The 22,963-nt window shown below is 42.0% G+C and carries 23 protein-coding genes; 12 read left to right on the plus strand and 11 right to left on the minus strand.

The features are described from left to right. Positions 1 to 1,725, plus strand: a 1,725-nt coding sequence (locus tag ACYVRH_RS16810) for a penicillin-binding transpeptidase domain-containing protein (RefSeq protein WP_461257996.1), incomplete at its 5' end; no start/stop codon positions are given. A gap of 58 nt (positions 1,726 to 1,783) precedes the next feature. Here the strand turns inward: ACYVRH_RS16810 and ACYVRH_RS16815 are convergent. From ACYVRH_RS16815 to ACYVRH_RS16840, 6 genes are all read right to left on the minus strand, one after another. Beyond that, entirely contained in the window at positions 1,784 to 2,581 is a 798-nt protein-coding gene (locus ACYVRH_RS16815) for a prolipoprotein diacylglyceryl transferase (protein ID WP_461257997.1), read from the minus strand. A gap of 254 nt (positions 2,582 to 2,835) precedes the next feature. Further along, positions 2,836 to 3,036, minus strand: coding sequence for a hypothetical protein (locus ACYVRH_RS16820; RefSeq protein WP_461257998.1), 201 nt, complete (start codon positions 3,034 to 3,036; stop codon positions 2,836 to 2,838). A gap of 160 nt (positions 3,037 to 3,196) precedes the next feature. Further along, positions 3,197 to 4,909: a hypothetical protein gene (locus tag ACYVRH_RS16825; RefSeq protein WP_461257999.1), complete on the minus strand. Its 1,713-nt coding sequence runs from the start codon at positions 4,907 to 4,909 to the stop codon at positions 3,197 to 3,199. Between the two features lie 266 nt (positions 4,910 to 5,175). Continuing rightward, the gene (locus tag ACYVRH_RS16830) at positions 5,176 to 5,907 is read right to left on the minus strand and encodes a YczE/YyaS/YitT family protein (RefSeq protein WP_461258000.1); all 732 of its coding nucleotides are present in this window, start codon (positions 5,905 to 5,907) and stop codon (positions 5,176 to 5,178) included. A gap of 78 nt (positions 5,908 to 5,985) precedes the next feature. Next, complete coding sequence (locus ACYVRH_RS16835; RefSeq protein ID WP_461258001.1) at positions 5,986 to 6,699, minus strand: hypothetical protein; 714 nt, start codon at positions 6,697 to 6,699, stop codon at positions 5,986 to 5,988. A 333-nt stretch (positions 6,700 to 7,032) separates the two neighbouring features. Beyond that, the gene (locus ACYVRH_RS16840; RefSeq protein ID WP_461258002.1) at positions 7,033 to 7,722 is read right to left on the minus strand and encodes an NYN domain-containing protein; all 690 of its coding nucleotides are present in this window, start codon (positions 7,720 to 7,722) and stop codon (positions 7,033 to 7,035) included. Positions 7,723 to 7,931: 209 nt separating this feature from the next. Here ACYVRH_RS16840 and ACYVRH_RS16845 point away from each other — a divergent pair, with 209 nt between their 5' ends. From ACYVRH_RS16845 to ACYVRH_RS16855, 3 genes are read left to right on the plus strand one after another with little or no spacing between them, the layout of a single operon-like run. After that, a complete protein-coding gene (locus tag ACYVRH_RS16845; RefSeq protein ID WP_461258003.1) occupies positions 7,932 to 9,356 on the plus strand; it encodes an MGH1-like glycoside hydrolase domain-containing protein in 1,425 nt (474 codons plus the stop codon). 2 nt (positions 9,357 to 9,358) lie between these two features. Continuing rightward, a complete protein-coding gene (locus ACYVRH_RS16850; RefSeq protein ID WP_461258004.1) occupies positions 9,359 to 10,927 on the plus strand; it encodes a Ppx/GppA phosphatase family protein in 1,569 nt (522 codons plus the stop codon). Between the two features lie 11 nt (positions 10,928 to 10,938). Next, the gene (locus ACYVRH_RS16855) at positions 10,939 to 11,616 is read left to right on the plus strand and encodes an HAD family hydrolase (protein ID WP_461258005.1); all 678 of its coding nucleotides are present in this window, start codon (positions 10,939 to 10,941) and stop codon (positions 11,614 to 11,616) included. A 96-nt stretch (positions 11,617 to 11,712) separates the two neighbouring features. On the opposite strand, the gene rnc is transcribed toward ACYVRH_RS16855, so the two are convergent. The 4 genes from rnc to coaD form a co-directional block, all read right to left on the minus strand. Further along, positions 11,713 to 12,390: a ribonuclease III gene (gene rnc, locus ACYVRH_RS16860; RefSeq protein WP_461258038.1), complete on the minus strand. Its 678-nt coding sequence runs from the start codon at positions 12,388 to 12,390 to the stop codon at positions 11,713 to 11,715. A 31-nt stretch (positions 12,391 to 12,421) separates the two neighbouring features. Further along, positions 12,422 to 12,658 (minus strand): acyl carrier protein, encoded by a 237-nt coding sequence (acpP, locus tag ACYVRH_RS16865; protein WP_461252167.1) that lies wholly within the window; start codon positions 12,656 to 12,658, stop codon positions 12,422 to 12,424. A 14-nt stretch (positions 12,659 to 12,672) separates the two neighbouring features. Further along, positions 12,673 to 12,861, minus strand: a complete 189-nt coding sequence (gene rpmF / locus ACYVRH_RS16870; protein ID WP_461245790.1) for a 50S ribosomal protein L32 — start codon at positions 12,859 to 12,861, stop codon at positions 12,673 to 12,675. A 92-nt stretch (positions 12,862 to 12,953) separates the two neighbouring features. Next, positions 12,954 to 13,427, minus strand: coding sequence for a pantetheine-phosphate adenylyltransferase (gene coaD / locus ACYVRH_RS16875; RefSeq protein ID WP_461258006.1), 474 nt, complete (start codon positions 13,425 to 13,427; stop codon positions 12,954 to 12,956). 75 nt (positions 13,428 to 13,502) lie between these two features. Here coaD and ACYVRH_RS16880 point away from each other — a divergent pair, with 75 nt between their 5' ends. The 4 genes from ACYVRH_RS16880 (at position 13,503) to ACYVRH_RS16895 (ending at position 17,347) form a co-directional block, all read left to right on the plus strand. After that, positions 13,503 to 14,114 (plus strand): hypothetical protein, encoded by a 612-nt coding sequence (locus ACYVRH_RS16880; RefSeq protein ID WP_461258007.1) that lies wholly within the window; start codon positions 13,503 to 13,505, stop codon positions 14,112 to 14,114. A gap of 11 nt (positions 14,115 to 14,125) precedes the next feature. Continuing rightward, a complete protein-coding gene (locus ACYVRH_RS16885; RefSeq protein ID WP_461258008.1) occupies positions 14,126 to 14,827 on the plus strand; it encodes a HEAT repeat domain-containing protein in 702 nt (233 codons plus the stop codon). A gap of 15 nt (positions 14,828 to 14,842) precedes the next feature. Then, on the plus strand, positions 14,843 to 15,730 hold the full coding sequence (locus tag ACYVRH_RS16890) for a hypothetical protein (protein ID WP_461258009.1): 888 nt from the start codon (positions 14,843 to 14,845) through the stop codon (positions 15,728 to 15,730). A 138-nt stretch (positions 15,731 to 15,868) separates the two neighbouring features. Next, positions 15,869 to 17,347, plus strand: a complete 1,479-nt coding sequence (locus tag ACYVRH_RS16895; RefSeq protein WP_461258010.1) for a sodium/proline symporter — start codon at positions 15,869 to 15,871, stop codon at positions 17,345 to 17,347. An 18-nt stretch (positions 17,348 to 17,365) separates the two neighbouring features. Here ACYVRH_RS16895 and creD read toward each other — a convergent pair whose 3' ends face one another. Then, positions 17,366 to 18,805 carry a cell envelope integrity protein CreD gene (gene creD / locus ACYVRH_RS16900; protein WP_461258011.1) on the minus strand — a complete coding sequence of 480 codons (1,440 nt, stop codon included), beginning with the start codon at positions 18,803 to 18,805 and terminating at the stop codon, positions 17,366 to 17,368. Between the two features lie 187 nt (positions 18,806 to 18,992). Between creD and ACYVRH_RS16905 the strand changes: the two genes are divergently transcribed. The 4 genes from ACYVRH_RS16905 to ACYVRH_RS16920 all read left to right on the plus strand — a co-directional run bounded on the left by ACYVRH_RS16905 (position 18,993) and on the right by ACYVRH_RS16920 (position 22,962). Beyond that, positions 18,993 to 19,550: a DUF3786 domain-containing protein gene (locus ACYVRH_RS16905; protein ID WP_461258012.1), complete on the plus strand. Its 558-nt coding sequence runs from the start codon at positions 18,993 to 18,995 to the stop codon at positions 19,548 to 19,550. A gap of 23 nt (positions 19,551 to 19,573) precedes the next feature. Next, positions 19,574 to 20,749 carry an AGE family epimerase/isomerase gene (locus ACYVRH_RS16910; RefSeq protein WP_461258013.1) on the plus strand — a complete coding sequence of 392 codons (1,176 nt, stop codon included), beginning with the start codon at positions 19,574 to 19,576 and terminating at the stop codon, positions 20,747 to 20,749. A gap of 81 nt (positions 20,750 to 20,830) precedes the next feature. Continuing rightward, positions 20,831 to 22,354 carry a Wadjet anti-phage system protein JetA family protein gene (locus ACYVRH_RS16915; RefSeq protein WP_461258014.1) on the plus strand — a complete coding sequence of 508 codons (1,524 nt, stop codon included), beginning with the start codon at positions 20,831 to 20,833 and terminating at the stop codon, positions 22,352 to 22,354. Continuing rightward, positions 22,351 to 22,962, plus strand: a complete 612-nt coding sequence (locus ACYVRH_RS16920) for a DUF4194 domain-containing protein (protein ID WP_461258015.1) — start codon at positions 22,351 to 22,353, stop codon at positions 22,960 to 22,962. The genes ACYVRH_RS16915 and ACYVRH_RS16920 overlap by 4 nt, the downstream gene beginning before the upstream one ends. The last annotated feature ends 1 nt before the right edge of the window (position 22,963 follow it).

Genomic DNA, 22,963 nt, shown 5'->3' on the forward strand with positions numbered 1-22,963 from the left:
CTTCCAAACAGCCCCGCTCTTATTCACCCGGGACGCAACCGCGAAGCCTTAAAATTAAAAAGAGATTCGCTCTTAAATAAACTTTTTAAAAAAGGCTGTTTTGACGAAGAAACTCTCACTCTCAGCGAAGCGGAACCGCTACCCGGTGAGCCGCTCCCCCTGCCGCGCCTTGCCCCACATCTGCTAGACAGGCTTGTTTTAGAAGCAAAAAAAACCTCTACGTTAAAAAAATCCGCAGTCTTTGTCACTACGATAAATCGCGGCATACAACAGCGCGTAACGGATATTTTAAACCGCGCGTCAGACCGTTATGCGCTAAACGGAATTTTTAATGGCGCTTGTGTTGTGCTTAACACGCAAACAGGCGAGATAGCCGCTTATGTGGGCAATACGAATACGCTCCATGCCCCCGATGTAGATATCGCGTCTTCACGCAGAAGTTCGGGAAGCTTATTCAAACCTTTTCTGTATGCAGCAATGCTTGATTCGGGGGACATACTCCCATCATCTTTGGTAAGCGACATCCCCACCCGTATCGGAAGTTTCAGCCCCGAAAACATGAGCAGAAATTATTTGGGAGTGGTTCCCGCTGACGAAGCGTTGGCGCGTTCACTCAATGTTCCCGCTGCGCGTTCTCTGCGAATTTTCGGCGTTGAAAGATTCGCCCAATTTCTTCGTTCATTGGGGCTTACAACCCTCTTTCGCCCCGGCAGTGAATACGGTCTTCCTTTAATTCTTGGTGGCGCGGAAGTTACCCTTTTTGAAATAACAAAACTATACGCCAATCTTGGAAAGACAGCCGCTTCTTACTCAACAGGCACCTCATTAATTTCTTGCGGCGCGGCATGGCTCACTTTGGAAGCGTTGGTAAACGCGGCGCGTCCGGGTGAAGAGGCTATTTGGCGCGAATACGCCGGGGCGAGGCACATTGCATGGAAAACAGGGACAAGTTACGGCCTGCGCGACGCGTGGGCTATTGGCGTAACGCCCGAATGGACGGTAGGAGTCTGGATAGGGAACGCGTCAGGGGAGGGTAGGCCGGAGTTGCGAAGTGCTGTTACCTCCGCGCCGGTACTCTTTGAAATTTTTTCCGTCCTTAATTCCCTAGGTGGAAACCGAAATGTGTGGTTTAACAAGCCTACAACAGAACTTCTGCAAACGGAAGTATGCGCCTCTTCAGGCTTTCCGGCCTCCGTAAATTGCGCTAACATAAAATATGTTGACATACCCAAAAACGCCCCCGCAGTCAAGCCATGCCGTTTTTGTCAAACGGTAATTTTAGACGAGACTCTTACGCATCGCATCGTTCTTAAACCCGGCCTTTCTACAGCGGCAGTGGAACGAAAGTGGTTCGTTCTTCCTCCTGCGGAGGAATGGTATTACCGCCGCTGGAATCTTGATTATAAACCCCTGCCGCCGTATTTAAATTCAAAAGATTTATCAAATAGCGGAGAAGGAGTGCTTGCCCTTTTTAATCCCGAACCTGACAGCCAAGTATATGTTCCACGCGAACTGGACAACAGCGAGGGCAAAATAGTCTTTTCCGCCGCCCATCGCAATGAAACCGAAATAATTTATTGGCATCTTGACGATACATTCCTCGGCTACACGCAAACTTTTCACGAAATGGAAGCCCGCCCTTTGCCCGGTTCGCATGCGCTAACTCTTGTTGATTCAAGCGGAAATATGATAGTTAGGCGTTTTGTGGTGTTGGATGGCAAGTGATCAATTGACGAAGGTTTTTGTTTGAGAGTTATGCGTGTAGATTACGATAAGATAGGGACTAAATTTTTTGACTCTTTATATTATTGTTTTTTTTATAAGATATTAAAAACCTGATTAAGAAAAATAAAATAATTGCAATACTTATTATTTGCGAAGTAGATAAATAAAACCATATTCCCCTTGACGCATCACCGCGTAAATATTCTATAAAAAATCTTCCTGTTGAATATATTAGCAAATACAAAAATAATAATTTATTTTTAAATTTATTATTTATTAGAAGATAGTTAAGAAATAAAAATAAAAGTATGCAAAAAAATGATTCCAGCAGTTGAACAGGAAAACGCATAATATTATCTGCTTCTATTACATTGCTATTGTGATATATAAAACCAATTTTACTTTGAACCCCATAACAGCAACCTGCCAAAAAACAGCCAATTTTTGCAAATGAATGAAATAGAGGTATGCCTACCGCAATTAAATCAATGTATTTTATGTAGGTATGATCTTTCCTAATGACTATATAACCTGCAACCAATGTTCCAACAAGACCTCCATAAAACATTCTGCCGCTAAACATACTTCCCAAAGAATTAATTACGTTATTTAGATTTATATTTTCCAATACATTAATTGTCTTTTTATAATTAACTAACGCATAAAGCAAATGACTTCCTAGTAATACTCCAATGGATAAAATAAAAAAGAACATTATCATATCGATAATGTCATACTTGCGTTTTATGGCTGTTATTCCGGCATAAATGCCAAAGGCAAGAACGCCGGATAACATCATTATCAAGTATAAACTTATAACCCGTCCAAATACTTCAATTTGTGGAAACATAAGCATAACCTATAGAGACGCTAATACTGGACATTTTATCTGTTGACCGCTGCTTACAAGCCCCAGAAAAGTCAGCACACTCGACCATCGCACCATAGACTGTCACATCCTCTTCCGAGCAAATTACAACCAACTATTACAAAACTTATCGACAGCACCAAGCCTATCAAAGCTGCCAAGATAAACCATTTTTTCATTTTCATAAAACCTCCTTTGGGCTTCTTATCTTTCCTATAACTTATACTAACGCTAATAACATTTTATCGACAAGAAACGCCTGATAAGTTCGGGCTACAGCCTGAAAAGTCCGCGCTTGAACAGCTTGAAGAAAGGTCCGCGTGTGAACAGTCCGCGCCTGAACAGTTGCAATCTTTAAGTAAATCACAACCAACTAATGCAAAACATATCGACAGCACAAAGCCTATTATAGCTGCCATAATAAACCATTTTTTCTTTTTCATAAAGACTCCCTTGGGCTTTAGCCCATTTCAATACCATTTATTCTTTTTTGAGCTACAGACTCGGGACAAGCCCGGCTGAAGCCGAACACTACAAGTAGTGCCGCCGACTTGTCAGCGACACTACCGAAAAATGGTGTCAGATTGCTGCGTTACCGCCCTTTTATTCCACTCTTGTAAGCACAAAATCCGTTGTTTGAACGGGGTCAGCACCACCAGCATCGTGTCCTGTGTTTGTAAGAATATAACCCCTTAATGTAATTGTGTTGTAATCGTTGCTTATTTGTCCAATGAAACAATTTTCCTTGCCAAAATACAGCCATATAATGTGTCCGTTGAAAATCAAATCATTTGTGTTATTGTTGCTGTTCCACCTTCTAACTTGTCCGTCATACAAGTAATAATCGAAATTTGAATTTCCGTCATTCATTAAACTGATAAAATCAAATGTTCCGCTACCTGTGCTTGTTGCGTCCGCCGCAGGAACAAGGTTGATTTGTTTCGTTTGACCTTGTATAGTTGTTGTTGTTCCGCCAACATTCGGCATTGCTACGCCGCCATTTTCGCCAAGCACGAGAGTTCGTTCCGTTCCGCCAATATCGCCCTTGAATGTTCCATGCCAAGCATCTTGCACAGGTGGCACAATTATGCCACCACCAATACGAGTAAGTGTCGTGGTCGTGTTATTGACTGTAGTCGTTAATGTATTGTCGTTGTTTGAAAACACGAACGCAAGTGTATAGGTTGTCGTGTCAGAGTTCGTTGTTACATTCCAAATTAAATTTTCGCCCTCAAAATACCAAGTCCCCGTTGTGCCCGGCACAACAATCGAATTGACGAACATTGAAAATGTTCCGTCGTCTGCAAATATGTAAACAAAATTACTTGGCGCACTCCACGAACCAACAAGCAACAAGGCATTTGGGTCAACAGGGGTCGCCGTGATTGTAAGCGTAAGGGTATTTGTTGTTTGTTGCGTTCCTGTGCCTTTGTTAAGGTTTACTGTAAATGTCCAACTGCCGTTCATGCCGCTTGGTGTATCGATTGTGCCTGTCGTTGCGGCTGTAAATGTGCCGTCTACGATTGTTGCTGTTACGCCGTTAAGTGTTAAGCCGTTTATGATATTTTGAACGGCGGTTCTTGCCGTGTCCGCGTCTGTTACATTTGCTTGTGTTGCGGAATAGGTTGCATTTTGAATTGCCGTTTTTGCGTTGCCTATTGCCGTGTTGTCGTCTGCGGTGCTGTTATATGCCGTTGCCGTGATTATAATTGTGATTTCAATGGTTTGTTCTGTGCCTGCGCCTTTTTCAATAAGAAACCGTAACGTGTACTGGCCGTCTGTGCCGTTTGGATTTGAACTTGTTCCCGTTTGCGCGTCTGTGAATTCTTCCTCTGTAATTGATATTGTTGTGCCGAATTCATTCAAGTCGTCAATAACCGATTGAACGGCGCTTTTGATTTCCGCTTGCGTTGTGCCTTGCGGATATGTTCTTGTAAAATCTGCAGTTTCGATTGCCTCTATTGTGTATGATATTGCCTCGTCATCAGTCAGTGAACTAATTGCCGTTTGCGTAAATGTTGCTGTATAGGTTGCATTTGCCGTTACCGAAACAGGCGTCGGCGACCAAGTATTATAAGTATAGACATATTGCGCGTCTGCCGGTTTGGTAGGCGTTGCTCCGTCATAAGACGGCATTGTATTTTTGGCGACATCTGTGTCGGTTTCCAAAACCGAGTTATCCCAATTTTTCCAAGTAATCGTATAAGTTTGGTCTTGCGTTTTGTTGCCGTCATTGCCGTCATCGCACGCTGCCACCCCGAATACGATTGCCACTACAAGAGCGATAATCCCGAATAATTTAGTAAAGTTTTTCATACAAAACTCCTTTGCGGTCTTTCCCGCAATATTTACAAAAAATATACAGCCCATACGGGCGGTATTTACCTTCCTAAATTTTATTGCAGAGAATTTATTTGTATATATGCCAAAAGGCCTATTTTGCAAAAAAAAGCCCAAATTCATATAGGCCAAATGGCATATTTTGCACAAAAAAACCTAAATCATATATGCCAAAAGGCCTATGTCTATTTTTTTATACATATTTTTTGCGCAAACTGGCGCATAACAATATAAAGATAAATTTACGACGTTGTAACCGGCTCAGTATCACTTTCTGTAACGTTTTTCTTGGAGAGTCTGAAAAGAGCATCGATCTTCCCGCCAAGATGTTTGGTAAAAAAGCCAAGGCATTTACCAATGCCGATCATCGAGATGAGCGTTCCTTCCCTGATACCGACAATTTTTTTTATTATGATAAAAGAGAGCGCCGCCGCTATAACGACAACCGAAGAATCGAAAGCGACTTTGATATTGTGCAGTTTCCATCCGGTCTTTTTCTGAATTGCCAGTATAAGCCCTTCCGCCGGTTGGGGAATAAAATCGGCCCTGAGGTAAAGCATTATGCCCAGGCCTATTATGCTTATTCCGGCCAGAAGGAATAGGAGCCGTACAGGATAAAATTGCGGAACCGGAAACGCAAGGATATGGTTACAGAGAAAAACAAACCAGCCGAATATAATGGCCGCTCCCGCCTGTAAAAGATTATTGATACGGAATTCCCTTCTTAATATTGCCAGTTGAATCAGCACATAACTTGCGTATATGACGCCTGTCATTAAACCGTGATCCAGAGAAAAAACCTTACTCAGAACAAAGGCGATTGAATTGACAGGCGTAATTCCCAAATCGGCTTTTACAGCCATTGCCACGCCAAAAGCAAGCACAAAGTTTCCCAAAAGACAAAGCGCCACGCGGCGGATAAATAGGGTATTGAGAAATTTTTCTTTAATCGCTGTTTTAAAGTTTGTTTTCAAAGTTGTTATTGTTAATTATACAATAAAACAAAAATTTTAACAAACCCCTTGTACGCAATCTCTCATAAACCTTTATTTTCAATCCATTAACACCGCTGTTCTATATTTATGATGATGTAAAAAACTAGCATACGTTGCTAATATATACACGGCCATTTTATCATTAATTATATTATCATCTACTATATACAAGGATGCAGGGGGATAAAATGCGAGAATTCCAAATTGTCGATAATTTATAGATATTTCACATCCGGTCAAAGATTCATATTTAACTTCAAGGTTGTTCTTATTCTGTGATCTATAATAACTAAAATTTATTTCCCCAATGTCATTATCATGAAATATAACATAAGGTAATTGTACTGATTGTATCTTGGGATTAATCTTAAAGTCTCTTCTTGTACCTGTATTATCAGTAATATATATATTACATTCTGGATCAAATACAAATTGAAAATTTTCATTTAGTTGACTATGCCTTTCCATTGTAAGTATGTCAACAATATACAAAGGAACGTTATCTTTATAAAAAAGATATCTTCTGCCCGTGGTTTCTTTTGTTCCAAGAAAGAAGAGATACGGATACGGTGACACATCCTTAATATCACCTCTATAACGAAGAGAATACTCATTCAAAATTAACTTTTCATCAAAAATCAATAATGTTGTTTTTCTTTCTATAGGAATTATTTGTGAATAATTATATTCTTTAATAAATGTTTCTACTGAAACACATGAAATAAAAATGAATGACGTTAAAAAGAGAATAATAACTAAATATTTCTTCATATTTTATAATACCATAAATTTAAATTTATGTTAAATATTGATATGTAAATTTTAACACAAAAGCTTGTTTAACATTCCGGCGGTTAATGACTCGCCGATAGGCGGCGTACAGTTACTGATCTGTTATGCGACGAAGAAATTGACACCACATTACCGGACAACTCCGATTTATGTTTATTTTTTTTGAAGTATAATCAATTTCAGACGCTAAAAAAGAAGAACTCACCAACCGCCTTACCACTGCAATTCGTAAAATTATCAAAAATATTGATTAGTTTCTTCCTAAAAATTTCACACGAAGATCACAAAGGAAGAGAAGAACACAAAGGGGGATCAAGGATTGTTGTCTCGTTTACTAAACCAGCCACTAGGGGCGGTAATGATTTTTCCGTTATAGGTTACTTGTAATGGCAAGAGTGATTTTTTCAGGTCTTTGGTTTGTATCTTTTTGAAAAAATCAGCATGTTGCTTTAGGTGCATTGCGGATTGTCCTTTGGGGACGATTATGCCGATTTTTTTACCGGGGCAGAGTTGTTTCAATTTGGTTGTTACAGGGGCAAGATCGCTGTCGCCGGATAGGATTAGGGCTGTGTCGAATTTATCCGCTACAGCGTCTGCAATCAAGGTTATGGCTATATTTATATCTGTCTTTTTTTCTTCATGCGCTTGATAATAACCGGAGCATAAAGGGCATTTCCGTTCTCTTATTGAAAATTTTCCTAAAATATCCTTTACTCCTACAGTACGGAGAGCATGTATGTATAAAAGATGTTTTTTTGCTCTTTCCGGTATCCATGTGGTAAGGGCTGAAAAATAATAAACTGTCTGAATTTCCTCGGTTTCAGGGTTTATCAGACGTTTTGAAAGTTCCAGAAGATTAAGCCAACGGCAATCTGGGTGAGTGTGTTGTAAAGTACTATGATAAAGATTGAAGCCGTCTATATAGACATTAATCCTTTTTTTAGGCAAATTGGCGGTTCCTTTTATCTCGGCATTAGATTTGGTAAAAAAAATGCCGAACACACTGTTCGGCGGGGCAAGCATCAATAGTGCTCACGGGTACATTATTAATGTAAATTATTTTAAAAAAAATGTCAAGTAGAGTTTTTACTGTCTCATGCCCCCTATACCCCCAAAAACCAATAATTTTCCATAAAATTCGTAAAAAACTTATGGCAGAAACGGCAATTTCATATTATATTTATAAGATTGTATTTGTTTAAGGAGCATTGGTGACCAAGCATGATTTCCCCAAAATCCACTTTTATGATCAGGATTTTGTCGATATTTACGATAAAACATGGGCATGGATACAGGATTGCTGGATTAACAGCGGTGAAAAGAGCGGACCGGACGGAAAAATCTTCTCTTATCCCGATTCACAGGTAGTTACTCAGACTGACGCTATCTTTTCCTCGTTTTTTTTGGTGTATTCCAACAGTATTTTTCAAGCTCATTCCACTTTAGACCTCTTTTATGACCATCAGGAGCCAAATGGGGCGATTCGATCCGCTTATGACATCAATTCCGGCGCGCCTGTAATAGAAAAAGACAATCATGAGGGGCTTGGAATGCCCCTTTTCGCATGGGCGGAGTACAATATCTACCATAAATCGGGCAATAAAAAGAGAGTCAAAGACACTTTGCCCATTTTATGCAAGTACTCAACATGGATCGATACTGTGTTTAAAAAGCCGAACGGCCTGTACAAAACGCCTCTTAACGCTACGGGAATGACAAATGCCCCCCGTGGAGACGCGTACTATGCCATGGATTTTAACACAATGATAGCGATTAATATGCTCTACATATCCGCCCTTGCGGACATTCTGAACGATAAGGAAACGAGTTTCCAGTACAAGCGTCAGTATTTTTCCCTAAAAACAAGAATCAATTCATTAATGTATAACCCGACGGACGGTTTTTATTACGACATCAACAAAAACGAAAAACAAGTCCCCGTAAAAACAATCGCCGGATATTGGCCGCTTTTGGCGGAGATTCCCAATGGGGAAAAAGCCGAGCGTATTATCGAGAAACTTTCAGACCCAAATTATTTTGGCACCGCCCACCCGTTCCCCTCACTTGCGTTATCTGAAAAAGAGTTTGACGAAACAGGGCGCGGCTTTAGAGGATCGGTTTATCCTTATTTGACATTTATGGTTATAAAAGGACTCGAGCGTTACCAGCGCTGGGATTTGGCGCGGGAATGCGCGATAAGGCACATGTATTTTATGCTCGATTCGATGAGTCCTGACGGTAATCATCACAGGGGAAATTTGTGGGAAGCGTATTTGCCAACAAAGGAAGGGCCGGCAAAATGGTCGGGCAAGCCGACTTTCCCGCGCCCGCAGTATTTAACCTACGACGCTCTTTCTACCATCTGCCTGACAATCGAAAATATTGTCGGGCTTTCAATTTCGCTTCCGCGCAAAACTGTGGACTGGGTTATTCCAAATCTGGAAATTATGGGAGTGGAAAATCTTTCACTTAAAAATAATATGATTACAATTCTTTCAAATAAAAGCGGCAGAGGGTGGGAGATTCACATAGAAAGTGAAAATCTCTATTTCTTTACTATTAACATTCTGGGCGTAAAAGAGAAAACACTGCCAATCCCCTCTGGAAAATGTTCCATACTTATTGATAAACTGTAATTATGAGTACGTTGGAAAATTCATCTTTCAATCCCGATGCGGATACAACACTGACCGCGATCATAGAAATTGGTTCTACGGGCATAAGGCTGAATATCGCTGAAATTCATTCAAACGGAAGCTGGCAGACTCTCGACAGGGCGATGCAGCCCGCGTCTCTTGGGCGCGATGTTTTTACTTCACGGTTGCTATCCCGCGAATCAATCCTTGAGTGCCTTTCGGTTCTTCAGAACTACCGCGAACTTTTATCGGGGTGGGGAATCGCGGATAACAATATTCATGTTATCGCGACAAGCGCCCTCCGCGCCGCGCGTAACAGGGATGTTTTTATAGACCGCATATATCAGGAAACAGGATTTAATCTTTCGATTGTGGAAGGTATCGAAGAAAACAGGCTGATGTATCTTGCGGTGCGTTTTGCGCTAAAGGATGATCTTCCCCTTATTTGGCGCGCCAATTCCATGATTATCGAGATTGGCGGCGGCTCTACGGAAATTATGCTTTTGCGGCGGGGGCAGATGGTAGCGGCTCACAGCTTAAAAATGGGAACGATAATTATCGATCAGCGCTCGCGTCAGGGTTTTGGCACGGGCATTTTTTACGAGCGTTATCTGAATGAGAATCTCAGGAGCACTTTGACTCACTTAAACATGGAAATGGATCTTGCCCGCGTGCGCATGATTGTCGTTGCCAGCGCAGACGCGCGTCTTGCCGCCGACAAGGTTGGGAAGGAATTAAACGAAAACTGCCGTATCATTAAACGCGAAGATTATATTAAATTTGTAGAACAACTCCGCAATTACAGCATAGAAGACTGCATGCACAATTTTGGAATTCCTTACGCCGATGCTGAAGGCCTTGTCCTTGGCCTTTTGGTACTGAAACTTTTTCTTGAGCAGACGGGTGCCGCGAATATCGCTGTTCCGCTTGTTACAATCCGTGACGGTTACCTTGTCGATTTGGCTTCCGGCGTTGATTCTTCCATGCAGGAAGAATTTTTCTCGCAGATAATCGCCTCTGCCGTTAACCTTGGGCGTAAATTTCATTTTGACGAACCGCACGCTCTTAATGTCGCCAAACACTGCATGACGTTATTTGACGCGCTTGTAAAAGAACACGGCATGGGCAGGCGCCATCGCGTAATGCTTGAGACTGCCGCTATTCTGCACGATATTGGCGGTTATATAAAAGCGTCCGGTCATCAAAAACACAGCCAGTACATTGTCGCAAACTCTGAAATTTTCGGGCTTCATCAGGATGAACTTAGCATTGTTTCAAATGTGGTCAACTATCATCGCGGAGAACCTCCTTCGCCGTCTGATCTTGAGTTTATGATACTCCAGCGCGAGGAGCGTGTTGTTGTTCTTAAAATGGCTTCTATTTTAAGGATTGCGGACGCTTTGGATCGCGGCCATACTCAGCAAATAAAAAAAATCACTGTTGAGCGCCGCTCGGAAACAATTGTCCTTCATGCGGATAAAGCTTATGACCTTTCGATTGAATTAATGGGGCTTGAAGAAAAGGGCGGAATGTTTCAGGACGTATTTGGATATAAAGTAATCTTAAGTTAACAGGTTTATAAATGAAAACAACAGAAAAAACATTCCGCCCTTCCGCCGTTATCTTTGACATGGACGGCCTTATGTTCGATACGGAAAATTTGACTATCCCTCTTTGGGAAGTTGCGGGCAAACCATTTGGCTATAATATTACATATAACATTGTTCTTCGCATGGTTGGGATAAGCGCTGAAAAAGCGCGTTTGGTTATGTATGAAGAATTCGGCACAGATTTTCCCTACGACACTATTCGTGGTGAATTCAGGAGGCTTGTACAAGAAGAAGTTGATAAAAACGGAGTTCCCCTAAAACCCGGTCTTATGTATCTGCTTGATCGGCTTTCCGCAGTAAAGATACCATTCGCACTCGCGACTTCTTCCCGCACTGCTACCGCGACAAATATGCTCAGTAAAGCCGGTATAATCGACCGTTTTACTGCTCTTACTTGCGGTGAGGAAGTCACAAATGGGAAACCAGCGCCGGACATTTTTCTTCTTGCGGCGGAAAAATTAGGACAGCCTCCCGGCGTCTGCGTCGGCTTTGAAGATTCGCCTCCGGGGCTTTTGGGACTGCACGCCGCAGGGATACGGTCAATCTTTATTAAAGACCTTATCGAGCCGCCGCCGGAAATACTTGCCACGGTTTGGCATCGGTGTAATGATTTGAAGGAAGCGGCGGAGCTATTCGGCATAGCCGAATAGCTTAGGCAGGCTGCGTGTGGCAAAAACTCTGGGAGAACCCGCCTGCCAGACTGTGTCAATTCCTTTTATACGCAACCGATTTGCCGTTGTTCGTGGTTAAAAATTTAAAATCTTTTCACACGCAATCTTCGCCGCTTCCTGCTCCGCGCTTTTCTTGTTGCGCCCGGTTCCCGCGCCGTAAATTTTATCGCCTATACGCACTTCCATCCAAAACGTACGATCATGCTCGGGACCAGTGCGTTTCACCATAACGTATTCGGGGTAACAGTGGTATTCCCGCTGGCAGTACTCCTGCAAAATAGACTTATAATCTTTGTGGTAATTGGTGCCGGTAACTTTGTCTATTTCCGGCTGAATACAATCGCTGACAAAATCAAAGGCCGATTTATAACCGGAATCAAGGTACAAGGCTCCTATTAACGCTTCCATTGCGTCAGCAAGAATCGCCTTTTTTGTCCTGCCGCCGGACATTTCTTCGCCCTTGCCAAGCAGAAGCATTTTATCTATTTCAAGCTTTAAAGCGATACCGGAAAGAATATCCTCGGAGACAACTACGGCTTTTATTTTCGCAAGTTCTCCTTCGGCTTTATCTTTGTAAGAACGGTACAAAAGAGTAGCGCAGACCGCGCCAAGAATGGAGTCGCCTAAAAATTCAAGACGCTCGTTGTTTGCTTTATTGCCTGTCTCATTGGAAACAGAGCGGTGCATGAATGAAAGATTTAAATTATCTATATTTTTAAATTTAAAACCGGCGGCTTTTTGAAACGCCGCCAGGTTTTTTTTCCTTTCCTTGCTGAGGACGTTTTTACTTTTGTTGGGATTTAATAAATTCGTACGCGTCCTTCACCGTCTCAAATTCATTGGCTTTTTCATCGGGAATATTGATGCCCATTTCTTCCTCGATGGCGTAAACCAATTCATAAGTGTCCAGACTGTCAGCGCCGAGATCCTGGCGGAATGACGCTTCCATTGTGATCTTGCCCTCATCGACTTCAAGTTTCTCCGCGATGAGCTTTTTCATTTTTTCAAATAATTCGTCCATTTTTTTCCCCTTAACTAAACTTTAGAATCAGGTACGATTACCTGCTTGCCCCTGTAAAAACCGCATTTAGGGCAAACTCGGTGCAAAAGAACCTTGTTGCCGCATGAACTGCAATTAATCATTGTGGGCGCTGTAAGCTTCATGTTAATGGACTGCCGACGGCTCGTCCTGGCCTTTGATGTTTTGTATCTAGGTACTGCCATAATATAACCTCTCTCACTAATTTATGAAATTAACAAAAATCAATATCCATGTCAAGACATTTTATCAAATTTTGTCAATTTAATATTGTTATCTAATTATACTTCTCTTTTAACGCTTTGGCAACCAGTGGGGGAACCATTCCATGAAGATTTCCGTCAAATGAAGCCAATTCTTTAATTGAAGACGAACGGATGACAAAGTATTCAGGATCGGTCGTCATAAAAATTGTTTCAATACCAGGGTCAAGCGTTCTGTTCATCATTGAAAGTTCAAATTCATAGGAAAAATCTTCCACCCCGCGAACTCCGCGAAGTAATAATTTTATATCCATTTTCTTAAGAAAATCCACAATTAAGCAGTCACACACCGTTACAGACACATTTTTATAGCCTTTTATTAGTTCCCGTATCATAGAAGCCCTCTCTTCGGCGGAAAAAAGGTATTTTTTACGTTTATTTTCAGCTACAATCACCACAAGTTCCCCAAAAATGGACGCGGCGCGGCTAATTATATTTATATGCCCTGATGTGGGGGGGTCAAAAGAACCCGGAAAAGCGGCTTTCACAAAGAGTGCCTCCTTGTGTAAGCATATTAAAAAATCACCATTAAAACAAGTGTAGAATTTTCAATAAATACCATTTTGAGTTCAAATGATATTGCAAATATTGACAAATACGGTAAATTAGTATACTATAAACTTATGGGAATAAAAAAAGCGTTTCTAATGATGTCTCTGACGGTAATAATTGTATTATCATGCGGATCAGGACCGGAAAAGCAAAAGCCAGACACGGGCGGCAGTTCAAACAATTCAACCAATTCAAGCAGTTTAAACAAAAATGAACCCTTTGACCCAAGCAAAATCAGTCAGGAACAATATCTGGCTACAAGAGCCGAAGTACAAAAATTTATCGAAGAACAAAATAAAAATATAAAAAGCAAAAATTTTGAGGCATGGAAGAAATCTTTATCCCCTGAATATTTTGCGGAAATTTCATCTGCGGAAAACTTAAGGCAAATGTCTGAACTGCCGGCAATGAAATCCAGAAAAATTGTATTAAAAACGGTTCAGGATTACTTTGATAATGTAGTTGTTCCTTCAAGGGCCGATCTTCATGTTGATGCAATTGAATTTATAAGCGCTAACAGAGTTAAAGCGTTTACAATAATGACAAACAAGGCTGGCGAAGAACAGAAACTGCGTTTGTATGATCTTGAAAAAATCGATAATTCGTGGACAATAATTAATTAAGGAGAATTAAAATGTTTTCATTCAAGCGTTTTTCCATTTTATTAGTAACGGCTGTTATTATTACATCAACCGCAGCCGCCCAAAATCAAAGAAGGGAAATGTCAGTTGAGGAATCTTATCTGCAGGAATCAATAGAAATAATGATTATCAGAGAAACCGCAAGATCATATTCAAGGGAACAAAAATTTATCGCTTTAGAATATATCGGCGAAGCCCTTAACCGAGGAAACACAAGTGACGAAATACGCCAGACGCTGGAATACCTTTCCAGGGAAGGCAGGGCGTCTACCGCACGGGAGAACGGGCGTGTTGTCAATAACTTTCCGGATGTAAGGCGGCAGTCGGCAAAGTACCTGGGACAGATTGGTTCGGAAGAAGCCAGAAAAACCCTCATTGAAATAATTCAATTTGAAAATGAGGAGACAGTTTTACAGGAAGCGATAAAGTCCCTTGGTGATATCGGGGCAAATCCAAACAACGAAACTGTAATACATATATCGTGGGTTATGAACCGCTATAACACCCTAAAGCCGGATAATCTGATGGCGCTTGCCACTATTGACGCGTTTGAAAAGATTGCCAGAAAAAACAAAGGTTTTAACTCTCCTGAAGCTATTAGGACATTAATGCTTATTTCCGAGGGACTCTATGTTACGCCGGTTAGAGAACGGGCAAGGCAGTTATTAGCGGAATTACGGACTTACGGCAAGTAATTTTAGCGGAGAGCGATGATTTTTGATTTCCTGTTTGCTCTAAAACGGAAAAAAGTCTTCGCTCTTATTGGGGATAGCGGAACAGGTAAAAGCTTTCACGCAAAGATTGTCGCGCAGAAATACAGAATAGATTATTTAATAGACGACGGGTTATTGATACGGGATAACCGTATCCTTGCCGGCCATTCTGCAAAAAAAGAACATACCTTCCTTGCGGCGGTTAAAGTCGCCCTTTTTGACGAAAAGTCACACAGGGACGAAGTCGCGCGCAAATTGCAAAGTGAAAAATACAAGCGTATTTTAATTCTTGGAACATCCGAAAAAATGGCTTATAAAATAGCAGTGCGCCTACAGCTTCCCCCTCCTTCCAAAATTATAAAAATTGAAGATATCGCCACCCAGGAAGAAATTGACAGGGCGGTAAGAACAAGACGCATAGAAGGAAAGCATGTAATCCCCGTACCCTCAATTGAAGTAAAAAAAAGCTATCCAAACATTTTTTTTGACGCGATAAGAATTTTTAAACGCCGCGTCACTCCCGATGGGGACCCGATGAGTTTACCCATGGGGCTTGGACTGGGACCCGTCCCTACCTTGCTTGAAAAATCCTTAGTGCGTCCTGAATATTCAAAACGCGGAAAAGTAATCATTTCGCAATCAGCGCTGAGCCAGATGGTCATACTCTGCGTAGACGAATACAATCCTGAAATAAAAATTAAAAAAATTCTTGTAAAAGACGCTGAAATGGGTTATCGGCTTGTTATAACAATTGATATTCCTCACAGCATCCAGCTTGGCGACAATATCCATGAAATGCAGCAGTATATAATTGAAAATATTGAGCGCTATACGGGCATATTGATTGAAGAGGTGAATATTATTATTGATAAAATTATTGAGTGATGATTGCATATTAATTATTCACGGACTAACACGAACAAGAAAAAATGCATATATTCAAACGTTCTCCTGTGCGGTCATTGTATTTTTGAAAGTTATACCATATAATGCAATAAGCCTGTAAAAAAAGGAGTTTTTAATATGAATTATAGCGAATTAATAGTCTTTATTATTTATCTGGTATGTATGTTAGGTGTTGGCGTTTATTTCTTCATCACTGCAAAGGGCGAGGGAGGAGAGAAAGGATACTTCCTTGGGGATCGTCAAATGGGTCCTTGGGTAAGCGCGTTTTCGGCTGGCGCGTCGGACATGAGCGCGTGGGTGCTTATGGGACTTCCCGCGTCAATTTACGCGGCCGGCATGGGGCAGACATGGATCGCCATCGGCCTTGCAATAGGTTACATACTTAGCTGGTTGTTTTTAGCGCCGCGCCTTCGCAAATTTTCTATCGTGGCAAATGATTCAATAACCATACCTCAGTACCTTACAAACAGATTTCTCTCTAAAAGCAAAGCGTTGCAGATCGTATGCGCTATTATCTTCTTGTTTGCTTATACTATATACGCCGCTTCCAGCATAAAAGCTTGCGGTAAATTGTTTAACACTGTTTTAGGCATCGATATTAATTTAGCCATGTATGTAGCAGGATTTGTTATCATCGGTTATACATTGATGGGCGGTTTTAAAGCAGTATGCTGGACGGACTTTTTTCAGGGACTTCTTATGCTGGGAGCGCTACTTATCGCGCCTATCTTCGCGTTAGCGCTGGTCGAATCAGGTCATACCGCGGCGGCTCTCGTTTCTTTTCCTGAAAATTATTGGAACTTCCTTAGCAGCGGAAAATTGAATTGGGCAAGCTGGGCGGACATCCTTACCGGTTTTGGGTGGGGGCTTGGTTATTTTGGAATGCCGCATATTATTATCAGATTTATGGCTATACGCTCCCAAAAAGATGTGAGTAAAAGCGCGAAAATTGGTATAACATGGAATATTTTAATACTGCTTTTCTCCGTTGCCGCCGGCTGTATTGGGCGTATGTTCCTTGGCAGTAATATGGAAGGGGATACAGTTTTTATACAAATGGTACGGATGATTTTCCCGGGAGTTATTTCAGGAATTTTGTTATCTGCAATTTTAGCTGCGGCTATGAGTACTGCCGACTCTCAACTTCTGGCTTCCGCTTCCGCGTTTGCGGCTGATGTTTACAAACCCGTATTGCGTAAGGGACAGGCTGATGATAAAGAAATGTTTTGGGCGGGCAGGGTTGTTGTCGCTATTATAGCGTTAATAGCCGTTATAATCGCGTCGAATCCCGCAAGCGGCACGATTATGAGTCTTGTCGGAAACGCATGGGGAGTATTCGGAGCCGCTTTTGGACCGACTATTCTGTTATCGCTTTTCTGGAAACGTTTTACATTTATCGGCGCAGTTACGGGCATAGTTACAGGCGCTGCGGTGGACGTGCTTTGGCTTGCGTTCTTTTCCGGCACTGGCCTTTACGAAATTATTCCTGGCTTTATAGCCGGTTTAATTACTGCTATAGCCGTTACTCTTTGCGGGAAGAAACCCAGCGCCGAAGTAGAAGCGTTATACGACAAATCAACGGCGATAGAAGACTAAGAAATTATTTCAGAGCGGTCATTGTCGATTTTTTATATTCAAGTTTGACCAATCCAGCTTGCGGGTCAGGAACATTACCACGCCCGTTATTACAAAGGCCGCGATTGAACCGATGAGCAAAGCCCAGTCCTCGGCATTGAGCGTAAGGTACATGATGAGGTACAAAAGCGCCATGACAAGCCCCATGTACGCGCTGCGGGTCCATGTTTCGAGTAACGAGCGGGCGTATAATGTCATCATGCAGGTAAGCGCGGCGGCGGCGATAAGATAGGCGACTGAAAAGGAAAGATGTTCGGAGATTGATAACAGTAAAAGGTAAAAAATAACATTTGCGAATCCCGAAAGCAAATATTGCGCGGGATGGATTGATTTTTGTGAAAACACTTCCAGAAAAAACAGCGTTAAAAACGGTATGATTAAAAATAAAATCGCGTATTTTACGGCGCGGGTATTTAGCGCGTAATGGTCAAGCGGTTTGAAAAAATTTACGCCAAAGAATTCATTTTTCCAGTTCAATTTACTTTCATGCTCATCGCGCTCATTAGTTAGCCAATAAAGCGGGATTGATCTGCTTAAATAACTGATTTCCCATTCAGCGTCAAAACCGTTTTCGGAGAGGGTGTAGTTTGCGGGTAAAAATCCGCCCTGAAATGACGGAGACGGCCAATTAGTCTGTATGCGCACCTGCGTTGTTTCACCGATGGGGATAACTCGAATGGCTTTTCCGCCCTGTACGGCGAATTGAATATCAAACGTATTCATGCCAGTCGCGTTAAATGGACTTGACGCGTTAACGCCGTTTCCGCCGTCGGGCGGCATACGGCCAAGACTTTTCCAGTCGTATGAATAATCTATAGCAAAATTTCTGTTACCAGGTTTAAAAAAGAGTTCGCCGCCGTTCCAATCCGCTTTGATTATCCTGCGTATTCCCTTTTGGCTTGCCAGTCCTATGACAATCTCCGCCTGTTCGGGATACATTGTCTGATTTTGCTTGAGTCCATCCTTTGCCCTTTCAAAACTGAAATTCCCTGAAAGAGAAACGTTACCTGAAAACAACGCAACCGAAAAAATACCCCTGCGTTTTTTCTGAGCGGAAAAATCGGCGCTGATATTTACGTCTTTCGGCGTAATCCAAAGCGTGTAATTGCGCGTAATAACTTCAATTTTTTCCCCTTCCTTCTCTGTTTTTGTCCTGATCTCTTCACGTTCCACAACCGGAATGCGGATAACAGGACCGTACAGCATAAATTGGCTTCCCCACGCCTCCATGATCGATTCTTCCACTTCGTCAGCGCGATGGCTTCGCTCGCCAATCAATGAACGAATCATAGCAACGGGTATTAACAAAAGCAAAATAATGATAACAAGCATGGCGATTTTAAATCCGCCGCTTGAAGTAATATTCTGAAATTTTTTCTGTTTTGGCAATTCCAAATTGACAGGCGATTGATCTGACAAATTAAACTCCTTAATAATTATCCCTTAATTACCATAAAAAATCAATAAATTTTTTACGTTATTTCTTATTAAACCAATTGCAAAAATAATTGAACTTTGTATAGGCTCAATAATCAAGTATTTTTATTACTAACTATGATATGATAAAATATTACATTGTAGAATATAAAAGCAAAGGAGGCAAATTTTGGGATATGACGACGCGTTGAATCTAGCCGCGCAAAAACTCGCGCAGATACCGCCGCAGACGGTCTGCCAAAATTGCGGCGCACGTTACGAAGACGGAGAATTTTTTGTCCCCTGGTTCAATACTGAAAAACCGCTTTCATCGGCTTCAGTTTCGCATAAAATAATTTGGTTGCATTATCTGACAGCCGGCGGGACACAAAAACAATCGAATCATTTAATCGCCTACAGGGAAGCCGCGCCCGCGCTTTTCTATGAAGCTAATTTCAACAAACGCGCCGTAAAACCCCTTGTTAACCATTTTGGCAAAAACCCGCAAAACCTTATTCGCGTTGGTACCGCTCTCGGCGGACAGACGGCTAAAATGGGCGATGCCGCCGTTACGATAAATGTTCTTCCGTATGTGCCGATGACATTTATTATATGGGAAGAGAGCGAAGAATTTCCCCCCGATGGAAATATACTCTTTGATCAAACGGCAAAAACATGGCTCGCGTCGGAGGATCTTGCGGTATTGGCTGGTCTTGCGGTTTGTGAGTTGATTGAGGCGGGAAAATAATACTGAAAGAAAGGAATAACGGTATGTTAAACAAACAAGAAGCGTTACGTGAAGTTAGAGAAAACATTCTCCCGTTCTGGCAGAGACTGGCTGACGAAGAAAACGGTGGCTTTTACGGCGAGGCGGATTTTTATGGCAAGATAGACAAAACCGCCGCCAAAGGCTGTATTTTAAATTCGCGTATACTGTGGACATTTTCTGCCGCATACCGTATGTTCGGCGACCTTGCCTGCAAGCCTTGCGCCCAACGAGCGCGGGATTTTTTATCGAAAGCTTTTCTGGATACTATGCACGGCGGACTGTATTGGCTGGCAGATCATACAGGAAAAGCATTGGATACAAGAAAGCAATTTTACAACATCGCCTTTGGCATTTATGCGCTAAGCGAGCATTACCTCGCCACAGGCGATCAATCTTCACTGGAATTGGCGATAAATCTTTTTGACGCGACTGAACAATACGGATTTGATCCCTCTGCGGGCGGTTATATTGAAGCGTGTAACCGTGAATGGCGAAGTATTGACGATTTCCGGCTTAGCGGAAAAGACCTCAACTGCCCAAAATCAATGAATACTAATTTGCACGTTTTAGAAGCCTATACAAACCTTGTCCGCGCAAACAGGAATGAGCGAGTGAGTAAAGCTCTTGAAGCGTTATTGCGCATAACGCTTGATAAAATTGTCAACAGCGATTGGCATTTTAAATTGTTTTTTGACATGAATTGGAATTCGCTGACAAAAGATATTTCTTACGGACATGATATTGAAGGAAGCTGGCTATTGTACGAAGCGGCGCTTGCCGTAGGCGATGAAAGCCTTATCTCAAAAGTGAAACAAGCGGCATTGGCAATTGCGGAAGTTATTTATAATACCGCCATTGATCATAAAAACGGCGGATTACTCAGCGGTTGTGACGAAGCGGGGCATAAGCACAACAAAAAAGAATGGTGGCCGCAAGCGGAAGCGGTCGTGGGGTTTTACAATGCGTATGAGTTATCGGGAGAGCGGAAATATTTTGACGCGGCTGAGAGCGTTTGGAGTTATATTCAAAATTATTTTGCGGATAACAAACATGGCGAATGGTTCAATGAGTTGAATATTGACAATACGCCGGATATTAATTTGCCGAAAGCCGGGTTTTGGAAGTGCCCTTATCATAACGCGCGGGCTTGTTTGGAAGTGGTGAGGAGAGCGGGGTGAAGAAAGGGAATAGATTTTCTCCTTGACAAAGAGTAATCTTTTACATACCGTTAAAAAATGCCTTCCGGTGTTTTTGCGATATTGCCTGATAATTTTTTCTCTCCTCTCGCGAGCGTAAACCGAGAACATTATGCGGCGCTTTTGGTGCTGTACTACAGGCTTTTTCAGGAAAATACACGCGGGCTTGAACGTGAACTGGTAGTTCGGGAATTTATGAACTATCTTGCCCTTCACCGCGACAGTTTAAAAGAAGAAGACGAGGAACCCGTAAGAGATCAGGCTTCTAACACTCTTTACGATAATCCTTCTTTTCATGCAGAGGCAGGAGCACAGGAATTAGACTTTGGCGTTGCCGCAGGTAATTTAAGCGAAAACCGCTCTGTTCATGAAAACCGCTCCGCAGATGAAAGGACTATTGCAAGCAAGTTTTTACGGCGGTTTATAAATGCCGGTTGGCTCTCCGAAGAAACTTTGGCTGATTTTACCAAAGTGATTAACATTACCGCATATGGCAAGCCTTTTATGAAATCCCTTGCCGACATTGACGGCGGTCTTAAAACTGAATATGAAAGCCATGTTGTTACGGTTTACTCCATGCTCTGCGGTGAAACGATAAAAAAAGACGGACATCATGCGGTTCTAAAGGCGCACGAGGAATGTCGCTCGCTGATTGACTCCTTAAAAGTTTTATCCCAAAGTATCAAGGGCTATTACGACAGCCTTAACGTAGAAGCGGTACGCTCTCTGGCTTCATCTGCGTTACACGAACATTACGATCTCTACATGGGGGAAGTACTGGACAGGGCGTACAAACGGCTTAAAACTTCCGACAATGTTTCCCGTTACCGTCAGGGTATTTTCAAACAGGTGGCGGCTCTGCTTAAAGACGACAAATGGCTTGATGAAAGCGCGGGCAAATATACGCGGATACTTCAAACAAGCCGTGATGAATGTCGAAAAAAACTGACATCCATGCTGGAAGAAATTCGAGATGATTTAAAATCCGTTGATCCTTTAGAAGATGAAATCGACAGACGAAACGCCGCCTATTCACGTTCCAGCACGGAAATTATCAAAGCCTACATCGAGCCGGACAGTACCATAGCCGGAAAAATCGGACAGCTTATAAAGGCGATTTACGGCGGCAATGAAGAAGTTAAATCGAATATTATCCATGGTCTGCACCGCATCAGATTTCTTTCCCCTTCCAGTCTGGTCTTTACCAAAAAACGGGCGGAGGGTGATTTTATTACCGCTCCTTCAAAAGCCGATGTTGAAGCTCTTGCCCAATCTGAAGCGGAATTTCTTGAACGAATGAAGAAGCGTCTTTCCATCAAACGGATTAACGCATGGCTTGACGAACAAGGCGGTAAGGAAAAAATTCTTATTCCCGAAGAACTTATCACGGGGGAAGATTCCTACATCCGTTTTATTTACGCCTTGCTCTACGGCGACTCACGAAATAATTTTAGTTATAATATTGAAGATACTGATAAAGAAAAAACAAATACCGGTTCGGTAAAAGCGGCGAACTATATTGTTCCCGACATACGTTTTCGCAAGAAGATCGATAACCGTGCCACTGTTGACGGAGATGAGCTATGAATCAAGACCTTGACGCTCTTGTATTGATACGCGATCTTTCAAGCGATGATTTTGAAAAATTCAAAATGGCGCTTCATATACTTACATCAAAAACTTTTATCATTCGCGGCATTGACAAGGAACAGGAGCTTTATGATTTTACTGTCAGGAACAACGCGCTTTTTGACGCATGGTTTTCCTGCATGGACGCTTCTCTAGTACGGGATGAAAGTTTAGGAGTTATCGCTTTTCGCGGTTTGGGAAATACCAGACTCTATTTTTTAAAAGAAGAAATCTGCGCGGTTCTTGTTCTGCGCCTTCTTTACGAAGATAAAAAACTTGAAGTAACATTAAACAAATTTCCGATGATAACAATAAGAGATTTTCAAGACAAGTACAACGCCATGACCGGGGACGAGATAAATAAAACCACCCTTAAAAAAGTTTTGGCTAAACTTTCTTCCTGTAAATTAATTTCTGTAGAATCGCAGGACTATGCTGACCCCGAAGGGATCATTCAACTGTATCCGAGTATTCCCCTTAGCATAGACCGTAACGCGCTGGACAACGCAATTGCTTTGTTGGGAGAAAAGAGTGAAGATGGAGAAGACGCGGAGGGCGAAATATAAT

Source organism: Treponema sp. R80B11-R83G3 (assembly GCF_054786115.1).

Coding starts and splice junctions, on each gene's coding strand:
- ACYVRH_RS16890 (WP_461258009.1), top strand. CDS start 14,843: ATGATTTTTGATTTCCTGTTTGCTCTAAAACGGAAAAAAGTCTTCGCT.
- ACYVRH_RS16910 (WP_461258013.1), top strand. CDS start 19,574: ATGTTAAACAAACAAGAAGCGTTACGTGAAGTTAGAGAAAACATTCTC.
- ACYVRH_RS16835 (WP_461258001.1), bottom strand. CDS start 6,699: ATGAAGAAATATTTAGTTATTATTCTCTTTTTAACGTCATTCATTTTT.
- ACYVRH_RS16815 (WP_461257997.1), bottom strand. CDS start 2,581: ATGCTTATGTTTCCACAAATTGAAGTATTTGGACGGGTTATAAGTTTA.
- ACYVRH_RS16820 (WP_461257998.1), bottom strand. CDS start 3,036: ATGAAAAAGAAAAAATGGTTTATTATGGCAGCTATAATAGGCTTTGTG.
- ACYVRH_RS16920 (WP_461258015.1), top strand. CDS start 22,351: ATGAATCAAGACCTTGACGCTCTTGTATTGATACGCGATCTTTCAAGC.
- ACYVRH_RS16895 (WP_461258010.1), top strand. CDS start 15,869: ATGAATTATAGCGAATTAATAGTCTTTATTATTTATCTGGTATGTATG.
- ACYVRH_RS16825 (WP_461257999.1), bottom strand. CDS start 4,909: ATGAAAAACTTTACTAAATTATTCGGGATTATCGCTCTTGTAGTGGCA.
- acpP (WP_461252167.1), bottom strand. CDS start 12,658: ATGGACGAATTATTTGAAAAAATGAAAAAGCTCATCGCGGAGAAACTT.
- ACYVRH_RS16885 (WP_461258008.1), top strand. CDS start 14,126: ATGTTTTCATTCAAGCGTTTTTCCATTTTATTAGTAACGGCTGTTATT.
- ACYVRH_RS16855 (WP_461258005.1), top strand. CDS start 10,939: ATGAAAACAACAGAAAAAACATTCCGCCCTTCCGCCGTTATCTTTGAC.
- ACYVRH_RS16850 (WP_461258004.1), top strand. CDS start 9,359: ATGAGTACGTTGGAAAATTCATCTTTCAATCCCGATGCGGATACAACA.
- rpmF (WP_461245790.1), bottom strand. CDS start 12,861: ATGGCAGTACCTAGATACAAAACATCAAAGGCCAGGACGAGCCGTCGG.